This is a genomic window from Kocuria kalidii (assembly GCF_044462225.1).
Taxonomy (GTDB): domain Bacteria; phylum Actinomycetota; class Actinomycetes; order Actinomycetales; family Micrococcaceae; genus Kocuria; species Kocuria kalidii.
The window spans coordinates 109697-126073 of record NZ_JBISWJ010000023.1 but is presented as its reverse complement, the minus strand read 5'-3'; the positions used below and the strand labels follow the sequence as shown (position 1 = coordinate 126073).

17 protein-coding genes are annotated in these 16377 nt (G+C 74.4%); 6 read left to right on the top strand and 11 right to left on the bottom strand.

Annotated features, from left to right (window positions below):
* On the top strand, nucleotides 1-963 hold a 963-nt coding region (kdgD, locus tag ACH9D3_RS03855), incomplete at its 5' end, for a 5-dehydro-4-deoxyglucarate dehydratase (RefSeq protein WP_396409917.1).
* A 216-nt stretch (nucleotides 964-1179) separates the two neighbouring features.
* Here the strand turns inward: kdgD and ald are convergent.
* Nucleotides 1180-2301: an alanine dehydrogenase gene (gene ald / locus ACH9D3_RS03850; RefSeq protein WP_396399855.1), complete on the bottom strand. Its 1122-nt coding sequence runs from the start codon at nucleotides 2299-2301 to the stop codon at nucleotides 1180-1182.
* Nucleotides 2302-2415: 114 nt separating this feature from the next.
* Between ald and ACH9D3_RS03845 the strand changes: the two genes are divergently transcribed.
* Complete coding sequence (locus ACH9D3_RS03845; RefSeq protein ID WP_396409916.1) at nucleotides 2416-2922, top strand: Lrp/AsnC ligand binding domain-containing protein; 507 nt, start codon at nucleotides 2416-2418, stop codon at nucleotides 2920-2922.
* A gap of 51 nt (nucleotides 2923-2973) precedes the next feature.
* Here ACH9D3_RS03845 and ACH9D3_RS03840 read toward each other — a convergent pair whose 3' ends face one another.
* Nucleotides 2974-3945 (bottom strand): FAD-dependent oxidoreductase, encoded by a 972-nt coding sequence (locus ACH9D3_RS03840; protein WP_396409915.1) that lies wholly within the window; start codon nucleotides 3943-3945, stop codon nucleotides 2974-2976.
* 68 nt (nucleotides 3946-4013) lie between these two features.
* Nucleotides 4014-4907 (bottom strand): methyltransferase domain-containing protein, encoded by an 894-nt coding sequence (locus ACH9D3_RS03835; protein ID WP_396409914.1) that lies wholly within the window; start codon nucleotides 4905-4907, stop codon nucleotides 4014-4016.
* A 47-nt stretch (nucleotides 4908-4954) separates the two neighbouring features.
* Here ACH9D3_RS03835 and ACH9D3_RS03830 point away from each other — a divergent pair, with 47 nt between their 5' ends.
* Entirely contained in the window at nucleotides 4955-5602 is a 648-nt protein-coding gene (locus tag ACH9D3_RS03830) for a helix-turn-helix domain-containing protein (RefSeq protein ID WP_396409913.1), read from the top strand.
* A gap of 43 nt (nucleotides 5603-5645) precedes the next feature.
* Here ACH9D3_RS03830 and ACH9D3_RS03825 read toward each other — a convergent pair whose 3' ends face one another.
* Nucleotides 5646-7025 (bottom strand): MFS transporter, encoded by a 1380-nt coding sequence (locus tag ACH9D3_RS03825; protein WP_396399850.1) that lies wholly within the window; start codon nucleotides 7023-7025, stop codon nucleotides 5646-5648.
* 240 nt (nucleotides 7026-7265) lie between these two features.
* Here ACH9D3_RS03825 and ppgK point away from each other — a divergent pair, with 240 nt between their 5' ends.
* Together ppgK and ACH9D3_RS03815 are read left to right on the top strand one after the other, a co-directional pair.
* The gene (ppgK, locus tag ACH9D3_RS03820; RefSeq protein WP_396409912.1) at nucleotides 7266-8126 is read left to right on the top strand and encodes a polyphosphate--glucose phosphotransferase; all 861 of its coding nucleotides are present in this window, start codon (nucleotides 7266-7268) and stop codon (nucleotides 8124-8126) included.
* Between the two features lie 256 nt (nucleotides 8127-8382).
* A complete protein-coding gene (locus ACH9D3_RS03815) occupies nucleotides 8383-8748 on the top strand; it encodes a hypothetical protein (RefSeq protein WP_396399848.1) in 366 nt (121 codons plus the stop codon).
* 15 nt (nucleotides 8749-8763) lie between these two features.
* On the opposite strand, the gene ACH9D3_RS03810 is transcribed toward ACH9D3_RS03815, so the two are convergent.
* The 4 genes from ACH9D3_RS03810 to ACH9D3_RS03795 all read right to left on the bottom strand — a co-directional run bounded on the left by ACH9D3_RS03810 (nucleotide 8764) and on the right by ACH9D3_RS03795 (nucleotide 12087).
* The gene (locus tag ACH9D3_RS03810; protein ID WP_396409911.1) at nucleotides 8764-8967 is read right to left on the bottom strand and encodes an HVA1 family protein; all 204 of its coding nucleotides are present in this window, start codon (nucleotides 8965-8967) and stop codon (nucleotides 8764-8766) included.
* 142 nt (nucleotides 8968-9109) lie between these two features.
* Nucleotides 9110-9439 carry a DUF3140 domain-containing protein gene (locus ACH9D3_RS03805; protein ID WP_396409910.1) on the bottom strand — a complete coding sequence of 110 codons (330 nt, stop codon included), beginning with the start codon at nucleotides 9437-9439 and terminating at the stop codon, nucleotides 9110-9112.
* Between the two features lie 330 nt (nucleotides 9440-9769).
* A complete protein-coding gene (locus ACH9D3_RS03800; protein WP_396409909.1) occupies nucleotides 9770-11464 on the bottom strand; it encodes a DHA2 family efflux MFS transporter permease subunit in 1695 nt (564 codons plus the stop codon).
* Nucleotides 11461-12087 (bottom strand): TetR family transcriptional regulator, encoded by a 627-nt coding sequence (locus ACH9D3_RS03795; protein WP_396399845.1) that lies wholly within the window; start codon nucleotides 12085-12087, stop codon nucleotides 11461-11463. The genes ACH9D3_RS03800 and ACH9D3_RS03795 overlap by 4 nt, the downstream gene beginning before the upstream one ends.
* Nucleotides 12088-12299: 212 nt before the next feature.
* Here ACH9D3_RS03795 and ACH9D3_RS03790 point away from each other — a divergent pair, with 212 nt between their 5' ends.
* Complete coding sequence (locus tag ACH9D3_RS03790; RefSeq protein WP_396409908.1) at nucleotides 12300-13241, top strand: aldo/keto reductase; 942 nt, start codon at nucleotides 12300-12302, stop codon at nucleotides 13239-13241.
* A gap of 38 nt (nucleotides 13242-13279) precedes the next feature.
* On the opposite strand, the gene ACH9D3_RS03785 is transcribed toward ACH9D3_RS03790, so the two are convergent.
* The 3 genes from ACH9D3_RS03785 to ACH9D3_RS03775 form a co-directional block, all read right to left on the bottom strand.
* Nucleotides 13280-14191 carry a VOC family protein gene (locus ACH9D3_RS03785; protein ID WP_396409907.1) on the bottom strand — a complete coding sequence of 304 codons (912 nt, stop codon included), beginning with the start codon at nucleotides 14189-14191 and terminating at the stop codon, nucleotides 13280-13282.
* A gap of 130 nt (nucleotides 14192-14321) precedes the next feature.
* Complete coding sequence (locus ACH9D3_RS03780) at nucleotides 14322-15113, bottom strand: alpha/beta fold hydrolase (protein WP_396399842.1); 792 nt, start codon at nucleotides 15111-15113, stop codon at nucleotides 14322-14324.
* A 101-nt stretch (nucleotides 15114-15214) separates the two neighbouring features.
* On the bottom strand, nucleotides 15215-16294 hold the full coding sequence (locus tag ACH9D3_RS03775) for a hypothetical protein (RefSeq protein ID WP_396409906.1): 1080 nt from the start codon (nucleotides 16292-16294) through the stop codon (nucleotides 15215-15217).
* Between the last annotated feature and the right edge of the window lie 83 nt (nucleotides 16295-16377).

The following is a 16377-nucleotide window of genomic DNA, read 5'->3' as shown; positions in this document are numbered from 1 at the left end:
CACACTCCCCAGGAACTGGCGGACAAGCTCAAGGACGGCCTGCTGTCCTTCCCCGTCACCGCGTTCGACGCCGACCTGCTCTTCGACGAGACCGCCTACCGGCAGCACCTGGCCTGGCAGGCCTCCTTCCCGGTGGCCGGGCTCTTCGCCGCCGGCGGCACCGGGGAGGGCTTCTCCCTCACCCCGGAGGAGACCGCCTCCGTGGTGCGGGCCGCGGTCGAGGAGGTCGGGGACACCGTCCCCGTGCTCGCCCCGGCGGCCGGCAACACCGCCCAGGCCGTGCGCAACGCCCACGACGCGGCCGCCGCCGGCGCGGAAGGCCTGCTGCTGCTGCCCCCCTACCTCACCGAGTGCGACCAGGAGGGACTGCTCGCCCACGCCTCGGCGGTCTGCGCGGCCACCGACCTCGGGGTGATCGCCTACAACCGGGCCAACGCCGTCTACTCCGCCCAGACGATCGCCCGCCTCGCCGAGCGCCACGAGAACTTCATCGGGTTCAAGGACGGCATCGGCGACATCGAGCACCTCACGAAGGTCTACGCCGCCAACGGGGACCGCCTGTTCTACCTCGGCGGGCTGCCCACCGCGGAGACCTTCGCCCTGCCCCTGCTCCAGCTGGGCATGAGCACCTACTCCTCGGCCATGTACAACTTCGTCCCCGAGTTCGCCCTGGAGTTCTACCGCGACGTCCGGGCCCAGGACCGGGCGGCGGTCACCGACAAGCTCAACCGGTTCGTCCTGCCCTACATCGAGATCCGCGACCGGGCGAAGGGCTACGGCGTCTCCATCGTCAAGGCCGGGCTGCGGGCCGTGGGCCGCGACGCCGGCGGCGTGCGCCCCCCGCTCCAGGACCTCACCGACCACGACCTCGCCGACCTCAAGGCCCTCATCGACGCCCTCCCCACCGGCACCCCGGCGCGCATCCCTGCAGAAGCGGAGCTCGCAGCCAGCACCATCGAATGAGCCGGTCCCACCGATGGCGGTGGTGTTGGAGGAGTCCCGGCTCTGCGTGCCTGCGGACTCGGGCGACGTCCTCGTCCGACCCTGCGGTGGGCTGCGGCGCCGCGATCTCGGGCGCCTCGTGCGTCTTGACGTGCGCGCGGCATCAACGCTGTCGTGTGCACGGCTGCGGTATCCGATCCGCGTTCCGTGTGAGCAGCGCCCGGTCGGTCAGGATGCTCACGCCGCGGCGACCAGCTCCGTCCGGTCGGCGACGTCCAGGCCGTGGGCCTCGCCGACCGAGCGGTGCGCCACGCGGCCGGCCATCGTGTTGAGCCCCGCGGCCAGGGCGGGGTCGGCGGCCAGCGCCGCCGTCACCCCGCGGTCGGCGAGGGCGGTCACGTAGCGCAGGGTGACGTTGGTCAGGGCGTAGGTGGAGGTGTTGGGCACCGCGCCGGGCATGTTCGCCACGCAGTAGAAGATCGTCCCGTGCACCGGGAACACCGGGTCCTGGTGGGTGGTGGGACGGCTGTCCTCGAAGCACCCGCCCTGGTCCACGGCGATGTCCACCAGGACGCTGCCCGGCTTCATCCGCGCGACCATGTCGTTGGTGACCAGCTTCGGGGCCCGGGCGCCGGGGATCAGCACGGAGCCGATGACCAGGTCCGCCTCGGTCACCGCCCGCTCCACCTCGTAGGCGTTGGAGGCCACGGTCCGCAGCCTCCCCGCGTACCGGTCGTCGAGGGCGCGCAGGCGGTCCACGTCGATGTCCAGGATGGTCACGTCGGCGCCCAGCCCCACGGCCATGGCGGCCGCGTTGGTGCCGGCCACGCCGGCGCCGATCACGGTGACGCGGGCGGGCCGCACACCGGGCACGCCGCCGAGCAGGACGCCCTTGCCGCCGTCGGTGGCCGTGAGGGCCGCGGCCCCGGCCTGCACCGAGAGCCGGCCGGCCACCTCGCTCATCGGCGCCAGCAGCGGCAGCCGGCGGTCCGCGGTCTGCACGGTCTCGTAGGCGATGGCCGTGACCCCGGCCGCCAGCAGGGCGCGGGTCAGCTCCGGCTCCGCGGCCAGGTGCAGGTAGGTGAACAGGACCAGGCCCTCCCGGAACCGGTGGTACTCGGCGGCGACCGGCTCCTTGACCTTCAGCACCATGTCCGCCGCGGCCCACAGCTCGTCCGGGTCCGCCACGATCTCGGCGCCCGCGGCGGCGAAGTCCTGGTCGGAGAAGCCCGAGCGCACCCCGGCGCCGGCCTCCACCAGCACCCGGTGGCCGCGGCGGCGCAGCTCGTGCACGCCCGGGACCGTGATGGCCACCCGGTGCTCGTTGCTCTTCACTTCGGTGGGGACGGAGATGATCATGTCGGAGGCCTCCCGCAGAAAACGTAGTATGGGTGCCTCAAAGCTACGATTCAGCGCTGTTCCTGGGACCGGAATCGACGATCCTGCGGCAATCGGCGCAGAACTGGGGGAACCATGCAGAATGTGACCCGTCCCACACGGTCCGCGCCGCAGGATCCGCGGCCCCGGGACGAGCTGGACGACCTCGACCGGCGCCTGCTCGCGCTGCTGCGGGACAACTCCCGGATGACCAACCAGGCGCTCAGCGAGGCGCTCGGTGTGGCCCCGTCCACGTGCCTGGCCCGGATGAAGGGGCTGCAGCGCTCCGGGGTGATCCGCCGGTTCACGGTCGACGTGGACCCCCGGGCGCTCGGGCGCACTATCGAGGCCCTCATCAGCGTGCGCCTGCGGCCCGGGGCCCGCCACCTGATGTCCGCGTTCGGCGAGGGGCTGAAGTCCGTCCCGGAGGTGTCCCAGTTCTTCTTCCTGGCGGGGTCGGACGACTTCCTCATCCACGTCACGGCCCGGGACACCGACCACATCCGCCAGTTCGTCCTGGAGCACCTGTCCTCCAACCAGGCGGTGGCGGCCACGCAGACCAGTCTCGTGTTCGAGCACTCCCAGGGCTCGTCGGAGCTCTGACCGGGAGGCCCCGCAGCGGCGTTCCCCGGGGCGATGGCGTGCCCCGGCCGCTCAGGCCTGCCGGGAGGCCCCCGCGGCGGTCCGCTGCGCCCGGGACCGCACGGCGGCGGCCGCGTCCTCGGCGACGAGGTCCGCGTTGACGGCGGCGGCCGCGCCGACCCCCTCCCCTGCCGCGGAGGAGACCATGGCCGAGAGGTCGCCGGCGTTGCCGGCCACCCAGACCCCGGGGATCTCGGTCCGGCCCATCGGCCCCGTGGCGATGAGCTCCCCGACGGGGTGCTCGCTCAGGGAGCCGCCGAGCTGCTCGTACAGCTCGGCGCGGGCCGCGAAACGGGGCGCCACGACCACGGCGTCCACCGCGACCTCCTGCCCGTCGTCGAGGACCACGGCGCGCAGGACGTCCCCCTCGGTGCGCAGCCGCCGGACCTGGCCCCCGACCACGCGGACGTCGAGGGCGGCGAGCTGCTCCCACGCCTCGGCGCCGGGATCCGGCATCCGGTGCGGGAAGAAGGTGACGTCCGCGCTGAGCTGCCGGAACAGCAGGGTCTGGTGGATGCTCATCGGACCGGCGCCGAGCACGCCGATGCGCTGCCCCCGGACCTCCCACCCGTGGCAGTAGGGGCAGTGCAGCACGCTGCGCCCCCACAGCTCCCGTACGCCGGGCACGTCGGGGAGCTCGTCCACCAGCCCGGAGGCCAGCACCAGCCGCCGCGCACGCAGCGTGCCGCCGCCGGCGAGACCGACCGTGAACCCGTCCGGGCCGGACCGCGCGGTGACGGCGCGGTCCGCGACGATCTCCGCGCCGTACTGCTCCGCCTCCCGCCGCCCGGCGGCCAGGAGCTCGAGGGGCGGGATCCCCTCGCGGCCGAGGAGGTTGTGCGCCCCGCCGGCGGGGGCGTTGCGGGGCTCGCCGGCGTCCACGACGACCACCGAGCGCAGGGAGCGCGCCAGGGTGACGGCCGCGCTCAGCCCGGCGGCGCCGCCTCCGACGACGACGACGTCGTGCAGGGGAATGCTGTCCATGGTCCATGTCCTCTCGTGCTGGTGGATTCGTGCTGGTGGTGTCGTGGTGGTGGCGTCGTGCGGGGGGTTCATGCCCGGCGGGCCGCCCAGACGGTCCGCCCGGCGCGCAGCACCAGGTCCTCGCGGTGCAGCACCGCGCCGGCGGAGTCCTCCGCGAGCAGGTGCTCGAGGGCGAGGAGGTCGTCGGCGGCCAGGTGGCCGGTGAGGGCCGGGCGGGCGCGCTGCAGCGTCCCGTGCGCCCAGCGCCCGGTGCCCGGCGGGGCGGGCCGGGCCTCGACGCCGAACCGGCGCCGGCCGGCGATCCGGAAGCCGGCCTCCTGCAGGTGGGGCCCCCAGTCGGGGTAGGCGTTCCAGTGCGCCCGGGCGAGGACCTCGTGGCAGCGGCGCTCCAGGCCCGGGCGGCCGGTCCCGATGTCCTCGGGCAGGAACCGCGGGAGGGCGTCCATCTCCACGACCGCGAGGAGCCCGCCGGGGCGCATCCCGGCGTGCAGGTCGCGCAGCAGCCGGTCCGGCGCGGCGACCTCGTGCAGCGAGGCGGCCGCCCAGCCGAGCTCGACCGGACCGATCTCCGGCCACGCGTCGTCCAGATCGGCCTGCACGGTGCTGATCCGGTCGGCCAGTCCCTGCGTGCGGGCGATGGCGCGGAGCCGCTCGAGCCGCGGCGCCGACCGGTCGATCGCGACCACCCGCGCCGAGGGGTAGCGACGGGCCAGGAGCCGGCTGCCGGGACCCGTCCCCGCGCCGATGTCCACGACCGTGCGCGGAGCCTCGCCGACGTGCTGGGCGACCCAGCCGACGACCTCGTCCAGCAGGGGACCGAGGATCTCGGCCTCGAGCTCGAGCAGCTCGGCCAGCCCGTCGTCGTCGTGCTGCCCGGGATGGGCGTGCTTCCCGGAGTGATCCTGGTGCCCGGAGTGGTCGCGGTGCCCGGCGGCCGGGTGCGGGGGAGCGTGCGGTGTCATGCCTCCACGGTAGGCGCGCAGTGCTCTGAGCGCATACACTCTTGCCTATGACGCAAGAACTGGATCTGGACGCCGTGATCCGGGACCGCATCCGCGGTCTGCGGCTGGCCCGCGGCTGGTCCCTGGACGCGCTCGCGGCCCGCTGCCGGCTGAGCCCGTCCACGCTGAGCCGGATCGAGACCGGTCACCGCAGGATCGCCCTCGACCAGCTGGTGCCCATCGCGCGGGCCCTCGACACCTCGCTCGACCAGCTCGTCGAGTCCCCCGAGCACGAGGACGTGGTGATCCGCCCGCAGCCCAGCAGCACGCCGGGGCTGACCATGTGGCTGCTCTCCTCCGAGCGTGCCCTGCACGGGATGACCGTGGCGAAGATGCGCATCCTGCCGGGCCCGCGGCCCGGGCGGCGGGAGCTGGCGGTGCACCCGGGGCGGGACTGGTTCACCGTGCTCTCCGGGACCGCGCGCCTGCACCTGGGGGAGCGGGTCGTCGTGGTGGAGGCCGGTCAGGCGGCGCAGTTCTCCACGATGGTCCCGCACGCCATCGTGGCGCAGGGCGGCCCGGTGGAGATCCTCACCGTGCTCGACCACGACGGCGAGCGCGCGCACCTGCACGCGGACGCGGCGGGAGACGCCCCGCCGGACCCGACGGAGGGCCCGGGGTCCGGCGACGGCGCCGAGCCCGGTCCGGCCGCGTGACGTCCGTGCGGAACCGGGCCGGCCGGGCGGTGGACCGTCCGGCTCAGGAGCCCGGTGCCGCCGGGACCGTCTCGGACCGGCCCGACGGTCCCCGCCGGGCCGGTCCGCCGACCGGACCCGGGAACTGCGGGATGAGCGCCACCGCGCCGGCGGCGACCAGCGCCACGGCGGCGAAGACGATGAAGTTCCACTGGAATGGCAGGGCCGTGGAGCCGATCCAGCCGCCGATGAGCGGACCCGAGATGGCGCCCACGCGGGCGAAGGACAGGGCCCAGCCGGTGGCCGTGGCCCGCGAGTGGGCGGGGTAGTACTCGGCCACCCAGCCGGTGAGCACGAGCGACGTGGAGATCGAGCCGATGCCGGCCAGGGCCACGAACACGTAGTTGACCACGAGGCTGTTGGGGAACATCAGCAGCAGGATGCCCACCCCGCCCAGCAGGTAGAAGACCACCAGGATCAGCTTCTTGCCGTACGCGTCCGCGGCGCGCCCCAGGGCGATGCCGCCGACGGCCGAGGCGAGGCTGAAGACCACCAGGAACATCAGGGCGGGGCCGAGCTCGTAGCCGGCCGAGCGCATGATCGAGGGCAGCCAGGTGTTGAGCCCGTAGACCAGGACCATGCCGCAGAACAGCGAGATCCAGAAGAAGACCGTGGCAGGCAGGTAGCCGCCGGAGAACATGGCCGCCAGGGACCGCCTCCAGCCCACGGACCGCGCCCTCGTCTCCTCGGCGAGCACCGGCGTCCAGTCGCTCTCGACGAACGGGGCCACGCGCAGCCGTTCGGCCAGGCGGGCGGCCTCCTCGTGGCGGCCCTTGCCCACGAGGTACTCGAGGGACTCGGGCACGAGCTTGGCGATCAGGGGCAGGAGGACCACGGGGAGGAACCCGACGCCCACCACCCAGCGCCAGCCCAGCGTGGGCAGCAGGGCGATCGCCACGAGCGCGGCGGCCAGGATGCCGAGGGAGTAGCCGGAGTACATCACGCCGTAGTTGAAGGACCGGCGCCGCGGTGCCGAGTACTCGATGGTGAGGGCCGCGGCCACCGGGATGATCCCGCCCATGCCCAGTCCGCCGAGCAGCCGGAAGAGCCCGAAGACCTCCGGGGTGGGGGCGAGCGCGGCGCCGAGCTGCATGGTGGTGAAGATGGCCATCGACATCAGCAGCATCTTCTTCCGGCCGACGCGGTCGGAGAGCGTGCCGATGGTCATCGCACCGATCAGCATGCCGACGAGCGCGTAGGAGCCGAGGCCGCCGAGCTCCAGCGGCGTGAGGTCCCAGGCGCGGTGCTCCGCCAGGGCGGGCAGCACGGCACCGAGCACCCCGACGTCGTAGCCCTCGGCCAGGATCGCGAGCCAGCAGGCGAGCAGCACCCGGTTGGTGGTCTTCTGCGGCACGGGCCACGCGGTGGCGGTGGAGGTGGTCATGCGGGGGAGTCCTTCGGGAGAGGGCGGGACGCCCGGGCTCCGGCCGGGCGCGGGGGCCCTCCACGGAGTCCGGGACCACTCGATTCTAGGGAACTCCGGGGGTGCCGCGGGCCGCACCGACCGGAGGGCGGGCCGGCGGCGCACGACGGCGAATAATTGCCGTCCCCGCACGGTTGTACAGTCGAACAGGCGCCGTCCGGTCGAGGACGCGCCGATCCCGCCTCGATCCAGGACCGTGAGATGACCTGTGCCCTGCCGTCCACCCGGACGACCCCGACCGTCCCGTCCGTGTCCGGAGGGGGCGACGGCGACGCGCGCTGCCTCGGGGTGGACATCGGCGGGACGTCCATCAAGTTCGCGGTCGTGGACCCGGTCCGCGGAACCACCGTCGGCCCGGTCCGCCGGGTGCCCACGCCCTCGCCGGCGACCCCGTCCGCCGTGGTGGCCGCCCTGCGCGGGATCCTGGAGCGGCTGGAGGACGGACCCGAGGCGGGCGCTCCGCTGGCCGGGGTCGGCGTGGGCGTGCCGGCCATCATCGACGGCGGCGTGGCCCGCTCGGCCGCCCACCTCGACGACTCCTGGATCGGCACGGACGCCCAGGAGCTCCTCGCCACCGGGCTGGGGCGCGAGGTCGCGGTCCTCAACGACGCTGACGCCGCCGGGCTGGCCGAGGTGCGCTTCGGCGCCGCCCGCGGAGCCCGCGGCACGGTGCTGGTGATCACGCTGGGCACCGGGATCGGTTCGGCGCTGTTCCTGGACGGGGAGCTGGTCCCCAACAGCGAGTTCGGGCACGTGTGGCTGGACGGCCGCGACGTCGACGGCTGGGCCGGTGCCTCCGCCCGGATGGTGGAGGCCCTGGACTGGCCGACCTACACGGACCGGCTCCAGCGCTACCTGTCCCACCTCGAGGTCCTGATCTCCCCCGACCTGTTCGTCCTCGGCGGGGGCATCAGCGCACGGCACCAGGAGTTCCTGCCCCACCTGCGGCTGCGCGCCCGGGTGGCCCCTGCGCAGCTGCGCAACGCGGCCGGCATCGTCGGCGCCGGCCGCGCGGCCCACCTCGGGGCGGCGCGCCGGAGCGATCTCGTCGGTAGCCGCTGACGCCGGACCCGGCCGACCGGTCCCGGGGCCCGGCAGCCCCCGGCGCCGCGGATGCGACCGCGGACCGGGGTCCGCTCGGGGCGTCGGTCCTGGACGTCCGTGCACTCCCCGCGGTGCCCCGCGGACCGATGGACAGGGCCCTTCCCGGATGTGATCGAGATCTCTAGAATGGAACTCGACAGCGTCGTCGTGCTCCCATCCGGCACCAGGACCTCACACAGGCCCCGATGCGCCCGCACGACTGGAGAACCCCGCCATGAACGCTCTCAACCTGACGTCCGTCCCCGATGACACCGGCCCCATCGACGTGCTCCCGGGCATCGGTGTGGGGCCTGTCGTCGACCCGATCGCGTCGATCACCGTCTCCTCGGTGGCCCGCTACCGGATGCGCACCGACCGCGCCGGCCTGGACCTGCGCGCCGGCGAGGTCGTGCTGTGCGAGCCCTACGAACCGCTCGAGCTGGGCATGGTCGTGCTGGTGCGGTGCGAGGCCGACGGCTACACCCCGGGTGCCCTGATCCCGGCGTCCGACGTCGAGTACCTCGAACCGGTCGGCCCGAGCTTCGGCCCGTTCGTCTGGGACACCCCCGGCGTCCGCAGCCTCAGGCCCCCCGCGGCCTGAGGCGCTGCGTCTGCGTCACCGCTCCGTCAGGGCGTCCGCCTTGTGGGTCGCGCGGGCCCCGGAGCTGTCGGACTCCACGATGTAGTGGGGGTCGTCCGTGCTCGCGCGGTACGTGCGGCCGTCCAGCTCGAAATCCTCCGTCTTCTTCTCGACCACCGTGCCCTCGGTGGTGCCCTGCGGCGTGTTCCACGTGACCTTCGTGCCCTTGCTCAGGCTCATCTGCTGCTCCTTCTCTCGTGTTCTCGGGTGCTCATGCTGACCGGTTCTCGTGCGCACGCGATCGCTCGTCGGCCGGTCGGCCGCGCCGACCGCCGGGGTCGACCGTCGCGCACGGCACGTGCCCGGGGGCGGGGAGGCGGGCTCAGTCCTCGAGCGGGTCGTGGCCCCAGTTCATCAGGGAGTAGCGCCACCGGGTCTCGCGCACGTCGCCGTCGGGTCGCTGGGCCAGGTGGCGGTGGACGTAGCCGACGACCTTGCGCATGTGCTCCTCGTCGGACTCCGTGCGCTCGCCCTTCGGCTTCTCCAGGATCTCCACGATGCGCCGCCCGGAGCGGTGGCCCACCGACTCCCCGCCGTCGTCCTGGCCCACCGAGGTCGACTCCTCGGTGTCCAGCCACTCCGACAGCTGCTTCGGGGTCATGTTGACGGCTTCGTCGAAGTCCTCGTGGGTGGTGTCGCCGTTGTCGCTCATGCGTCGCTCCTCGCTGTCGCTCCGGGCGGCCGCGTGCGCGGCGTCCCGCGCGCCCGGCCGTGCACGAGCGCGATTCTCAGCCTACTGAGCGGACCGTCCCCGGGCGACCCCTCGGCCGGGGACGGTCCCTCGGGCGGGGACGGTCCCTCGAGCGGGTGCGGCCTGCGGTCGCGCCGTGACGGCTCGACCGCCGCGCGGCGAGCGTCGCGGCTGCTGTCCCGTCCGGTGGGTGCCGTCCCGCGGCTGCCGTGCCCTCCCGCGGGTGCCGTGCTGTGGCTGCCGTCCTGCGGCTGCCGTGCTGTGGCCGGGGCGCCGACGGCTGCACCCTGCCTACCGCGCCGAGGAGGTCGGCGCGAGGGCGGCCGGGTCCTCGCGCAGGTCGTCGGCGTCCCGTTCCTCGTCGCCGTCGCCGCCGTCGACCCGCGGAGCGGCCGGTCCGTCGCCCGGCGCGTCGGCGGTGACCACGAGGTCGCCCTCGGCGAGCGCCTCGGGCTCGACGTCCTTCTCGATCGTGGTGGCCAGCGGCTTCTCGGCGACGAAGCACAGCAGCGCCGCCGCGAGCAGCCCCAGGGGCACGATCCAGAGGTAGATGGGGGTCAGGGCGTCGTTGTAGGAGGCCACGATCGGGTCCTGCAGGGCCTCCGGCAGCGAGGCGACCACGGCGGGAGTGAGCGAGTTGGCGCCGCCCGCACCGCCCTCGAGGGCCCCCGCCGGGAGGCGCTCGGCCAGCAGGTCGGCGAGCCGGCCCGCGAAGACGCTGCCCACCACGCCCGAGCCGAGGGTGGCGCCGATCTGGCGGAAGAAGTTGTTCGCCGCGGTGGCCGTGCCGACCTGCCGCAGCGGGAAGGTGTTCTGCACGATGAGCACCAGCACCTGCATGGACAGGCCCAGCCCCAGGCCCAGGAGCGCGATGTAGAGGCACACGTGCCACACGCCCTGCTCGGGGGTCAGGGTCGAGAGGAGCCCCATGGCCACGGCCACGACCACGCTGCCGGCCACCGGCAGCCACTTGTAGCGACCGGTCCGGCTCACCGCCCGCCCGGCGAGCACCGAGGTCACGAGCAGGGTGCCCATCATCGGGACCATCAGCAGCCCGGAGGTGGTGGCGTCGACCCCGAAGACCATCTGCAGGTAGGTGGGCAGGTAGCCGAGGGCCCCGAACATGCCCACGCCGGTCAGCAGCCCGGCAACGGTGGTGAGCACGAAGTTGCGCTCCCGGAACAGGTGCATCGGGATGATCGGCTCCGCGGTGCGCCGCTCCACGGCCACGAACGCGGCACCGGTCACGAGCGTCCCGGCGATCAGGCCGAGGACCACGGGGTCGGTCCAGGCGTACCGGCCGCCGCCCCAGGTGGCGAACAGGACCAGGCAGGTCGTGGCCACGGCCAGCAGCACCATGCCGCCGACGTCCAGGCGCGGCCGGCCGCGGTGCCGGGGGAGCTTCAGGAACAGGACCGCGCCGGCCAGGGCGAGCAGCCCCAGCGGGATGTTGATCCAGAAGACCCAGCGCCAGCCGGGCCCCTCGGTGAACCAGCCGCCCAGCAGCGGCCCGGCCACCGAGGCCACCGCGAACACCCCGCCCATGACGCCCATGTACTTCCCGCGCTCCCGGGCGGGGACCACGTCCGCGATGGCGGCCTGGGAGAGGATGATCAGCCCGCCGCCGCCGAGGCCCTGGATCGCGCGGGCCGCGATGAGGACCTCGATCGTGCCGGCGAGCGCGCCGACCACGGAGCCGGCCATGAAGACCAGGATCGCGCCCAGCAGCAGGGGTTTGCGGCCCATCAGGTCCCCGAGCTTGCCGTAGACGGGCATCATGATCGTCGAGGCCAGGATGTACGCCGTGATCACCCACAGCATCTCGTCCACGCCGTTGAGCTCGCCCACGATCGTGGGCAGCGCCGTGCTGAGCACGGTCTGGTTCAGCGCGGCCAGCAGCATGGAGAGCATCAGGCCGACGAAGAGCAGCGCGAGGTGCCGGGAGCCGGTGTCCGGCTCGGCCCGGTGGGCGGGGGTGTGGGTCACGAGAGCTTCTCCTGGAGGCGGTGGTAGAGGGCGAGCGCCGACTCGTGGTCCTCGGTCGGCAGCCCCTGGGCCGGGGAGTAGCCCTCGGCGGTGATGGCGAAGCGCAGCGGGACGCCGCCCTGCATGACGAGCATCCGGGCGACCTCGTCCACGCCGTGCTCCCCGATCCCGGCCGCCCACTCCGGGTCCCGGGCCAGCAGCTCGGCGAGCGTGCGGCGCACCAGGTCCTCGGCCTCGAGCATCAGCTCGTGCCGACGGCGGCCCAGGCTCGGGTGGTCCTGCAGCAGCTTCCGGCGCCGCTCGGCGTCCGGGCTCGCATAGGCGCTGCGGGACACGGCCAGCAGCAGGCGCGAGACCTGGCCGAGCAGGTCGTGCCCGAGGGAGAAGCCCTCCAGCAGCTCCGGGTCCAGGGAGGGGGCCCGCATGCCCAGGACGGCGTCCTCCTTGGCGGGGAAGTAGTTGAAGAAGGTGCGCGGGGAGACCCCGGCCGCGGCGGCGACGGCCTCCACCGTGGTGCCCTCGACGCCGTGCTCGACCGCGAGGGCGGCGGCCGCCTCGTGGATGGCGGACCAGCTCTCGGCCTTCTTGCGGGCGCGCAGGGACGGAGGGGAGGTGTCGGTCATGCCCACATTTTTGCACTTCTGCACCTTTTGCACAACTGCAATATTGTAGGGCAGGACCGGTAGGGTCGAGAACGGCGTGCGCCCGCCCCGGTCCGCGCCGGGAGCGCACCACGCCCGCGACCACGACGAGCAGTGCGACGGACGACAGCACGACGGCACGACGGCACGACAGACCGCAGCACGACAGATCCGACGACGGAACGGAACCCCGCATGGCAGCCATCGCCCACACCGACCTCGACGTCTTCCCGCTCAACCTGGGCGGCAACACGTTCGGCTGGACCTCCGACCGCAGCACCTCCTTCGCGGTGCTGGACGCCTTCACGGAGGCCGGCGGCAACTTCGTCGACACGGCGGACGTCTACTCGGCCTGGGGCGAGGGGCACAGCGGCGGTGAGTCCGAGACGGTCCTCGGCGAGTGGCTGACCGCGCGCGGCACCCGCGACGACGTCGTCGTGGCCACCAAGGTGGGCTCCCTGCAGCAGCGCCGCGGCCTGGGGCGGGGAAACGTGGTGCAGGCCCTCGAGGACTCCCTCCGCCGGCTCGGCACCGACCGGGTCGACCTCTACTACGCCCACCGCGACGACGAGTCGGTGCCCGTCGCGGAGCAGGCGGCGACGTTCGACGAGCTCGTCCGTTCCGGCAAGGTCCGGGCCGTGGGGCTGTCCAACTACGGCCCGGAGCGGCTGCGGGAGTGGTTCGAGACCGCCGAGCGCGAGCACCTCACCGTGCCCGTCGCGATCCAGCCGGAGTACAACCTCGTGAGCCGCCGCACCCATGAGCGGGACCTCGCCCCGATCGCCCGGCAGTTCGGGGCGGCGGTGTTCCCCTACTTCGGCCTCGCGTCAGGATTCCTCACGGGCAAGTACCGCACCGCCGCCGACCTCGAGGGGAAGGTCCGCGGGGGCGCCGCGGGGTCGCACGTGAACGCGCAGGGCCTCGCCGTCGTCGACGCGCTGGTGGGTGTCGCCGAGGACCGCGGCGTGGAGCCGGCCACGGTCGCGCTCGCCTGGCTGCTGGCCAAGGGCGTCACCGCCCCCATCGCCTCGGCCTCCCGGCCCGAGCAGGTGCCGGCGCTCATGGCCGCCCCCGGCCTGGGGCTCACCGGCGAGGAGGTCGAGGTGCTCGACCGGGCCTCGCAGCCGTTCGCCTGAGCTCGGTCCGCGGGCGGGCCCGATCCGCGGACCCCGGCCTACGCCGCGACGCCCACCTGGATCAGGGTGCGCCACGGGTCCTCGAAGCGCAGCACCGCGCCGTCGTGCCGGGTGGCGATCCGGTGGTCCCGCAGCCGGGACTCCAGGGCTGCGACGTCGTCGGCGCCCGGCAGGTCGATGTTGACCTGCCCCAGCCCCAAGGAGGCCGCGCGCGGGCCCGCCCCGGCGCTGTGCCAGGTGTTGAGCGCGATGTGGTGGTGGTAGCCGCCCGCCGCGACGAACAGGGCCGAGCCGATGTCGCTCATCACCTCGAAGCCCAGGACGTCCACGTAGAACTGCCGGCCCTGCGGGATGTCGCCCACCTGCAGGTGCACGTGGCCCAGCGCGGCCGGCGGTGCCGCCGGGCGGTGCCCGTCCCGTCCCCGCAGGTGCTCCTGCAGGAAGCCGTGCGGGTCCAGGGGCTCGGACGCCAGGGTCAGCAGGCCGCTGGGCTCCCGCCGCCACGTGTCGCGCGGCCGGTCGGTGTAGAGCTCCACGCCGTTGCCCTCGGGGTCGTCGAAGTAGAAGGCCTGGCTGTACAGGTGGTCGGCGCTGCCCGTGAAGGAGTGCGGCGCCACCGTCGCGACGGACGCGAGGGCCGCGGCCAGCGCCGGCTCGTCCTCGAAGACCACCGCGGTGTGGAAGAGTCCGGCCTGCCCCCGGCGGGCCGGCGGGAGCTCCCCGACCTGGCGCAGGCGGACGACCGTCCGGCCGTCCCGGCCCAGGACCGCGGTGTCCCCGGCGTGGGCAAGGACGTCGAGGGTGACGGCGTCGGCGTAGTAGGCGACCATCGTGTCCAGGTCGGAGACCAGCAGCTCCACGGCGCCCATGCGGGTGCCGCCGGACAGCAGGTCCTCGGCGGGGCGCGGCGTCAGGCTCCGGGGATCGGGGTGCTGCGGGAAGGTCGGCATCTCGGGAGTCTCCGTCGGCAGGGGCGCAATGGTTGATGTGTCCCTGAGAATAGCCCGATAAGCTTTCCGGTGCAAGTATCTCTGGTGGTGTGCAGGCGCCGTCCGGCTCAGCGCCTTCCGTCCCTCCGGGTCAGTGCGCTCCGCCCGTCCGGCTCAGCACGAGCTCGACGGTCTCCGCGGGCCGGTCCCACATGGGGAAGTGGCCGCAGGAGTCGAACCAGTGCAGCTCCGCACCGGGGAACCGCTGGAGGGCGCGCTCGGCCTGGCCGGGGGTGACCACCCGGTCCTGGCGACCCCAGCCGATGACGACGTCTCCCGGGGTCTGCGCCCGGGTGGCTCCCTCCTGATCGGGCCCGTGCACCAGGGCCTGCAGGAGGGCGTCGTAGCTGGGGGACCCCGCCCACGTGCGCAGCTCGCGCAGGACCAGGTCCTCGTCCAGGGCCCACGGCCGGGGACTGAGCTGGGCCAGCAGGGCGGTGCGGGTGACCCGGTTGCGGGTCAGCGCGGGGAGCATCGGCTGCAGGGCCCGGATGAGCCGGACGGAGGCGCCGATCGAGGCGCCGAACACCCGGCGCTGGCGGGGGTTCCAGAAGCCCCCGGGGGACAGGGCGACGGCGGTCCCCCCGACACCGCGCCGGGCGAGCTCGAGCACGAGCCGGGCCCCGACCGAGCTGCCCACCAGGTCGACCCCGGCCAGTCCGTGGACGTCGATGAAGGCGGACAGGGCGTCGGCGAGGCGCGCGATCGTCACCTCGCCCTCCAGGGGAGGCGTGGCGCCGAACCCGGGCAGGTCGACGGCGATGACCTCGCGCCGGGCCGACAGGCCGTCCAGGACCGGGTCCCAGGTCCGCCACGTCGAGCCGAGACCGTGGACCAGGAGAAGGGGGCTGCCGGCGCCGAGCCGTTCGTGGTGCATGTCCATGCCCTCGATCCTCGCCGACGGCGAGCCGCCTGGCCAGTGCCGACCGGCCGGCGGACCGTCCGCGAGGGCGGACTCCGGGCCGGGCGGCGGTTCGGGTGGTCTCAGAGGACGAAGATCAGGGCGGCGATCACGGCCAGGATCACCAGGAAGACGATGCCCCACGCCTTGAGGTTGTCGGAGTCGTCCTCGTCCTCGGGCTGGGCCGGGCGCGGCGGCCAGCCGCCGGGGCCGGGGCCGAACACCGGCCCGGAGGAGCCCGGTCCGCCGGTGCCCGGGGCTCCGGGGTGCCCGGCGCCGGTTCCCGGCCCGGGAACTCCGTAGCCGGGAGCCGCGTAGCCCGGAGTCCCCTGGTCCGGGCCTCCGTGCTCCGGGGCCTGCTGCCCCGGGAACTGCGCGGGGCCCTGCCCGGGCGGCGGGGGAGCCGGTGTGGCCGGGCTCACGCCCCACTGCGGGGCCAGGGGCGCGCCGGTCAGGGGCGTGCCCGGCCCGGGCGCGTCGGACCCGGGGCCGCCGGCCACGGACGACCCCGGTGCGGACGGACCCGGTGCGGGCGGACCCGGTGCGGGCGGTGCCGGGGGCGGCGTCTCCCCCGGGGGCACGGGTCCGTCCTCGCGGTGGCCCTTCTCCGCTTCGGTCAGCAGCGTCACGAACTGCTCGAGCTGCTCGGACCCGTCGTACTCCCGCGCCAGGAAGCGCTCGGCGCGGCGGCGCACCACCCGGTAGACGCGCCCGTCGTCGGGGATCCCCAGGTCACGGGCGGCGCGCGCGACCGCCACGGGCGGCTGCTCCGGCAGGGGGCTGGTGCCCCACTCCAGGAGCCCGGTCAGCAGCGGGCGCTCGAGCGCGTCGGCCAGCGCGGCCCGCGCACCCGGCACCCGGGTCAGCTCGAGCAGCCCGCTGGGCGGCGCGGAGGGGCAGCCCGGCACGTCGCTGGGCAGCCGGGCGGCGCGCTCCAGCCAGAACGTGTCACCGAACAGGGTGGCGAGCAGCACGGCCGCGGCGAGCCGGTCGTCGCTCGGCGGGGCGTCCTCCGGGGCGCCCTCCTCCCAGTGGGCGCCGAGCGCGCGGCGGGCGGGCTCACCGGCCAGCCGGACGCGCAGCTGCGCGTCCTCCGGGCCACGGGCGGTCTCCGCGGGGCGCTCCACCGCGTGCCGCACCTGGGGGTCGAGCTCCGGGTCCATGGTCCACCTCTCCGTCGTCGTCCGTGGGTCCATGCTCTCAGAGCGGGCTGTGCGGCGGCGGTGAGCCGGGCCGGGGAGCGGGT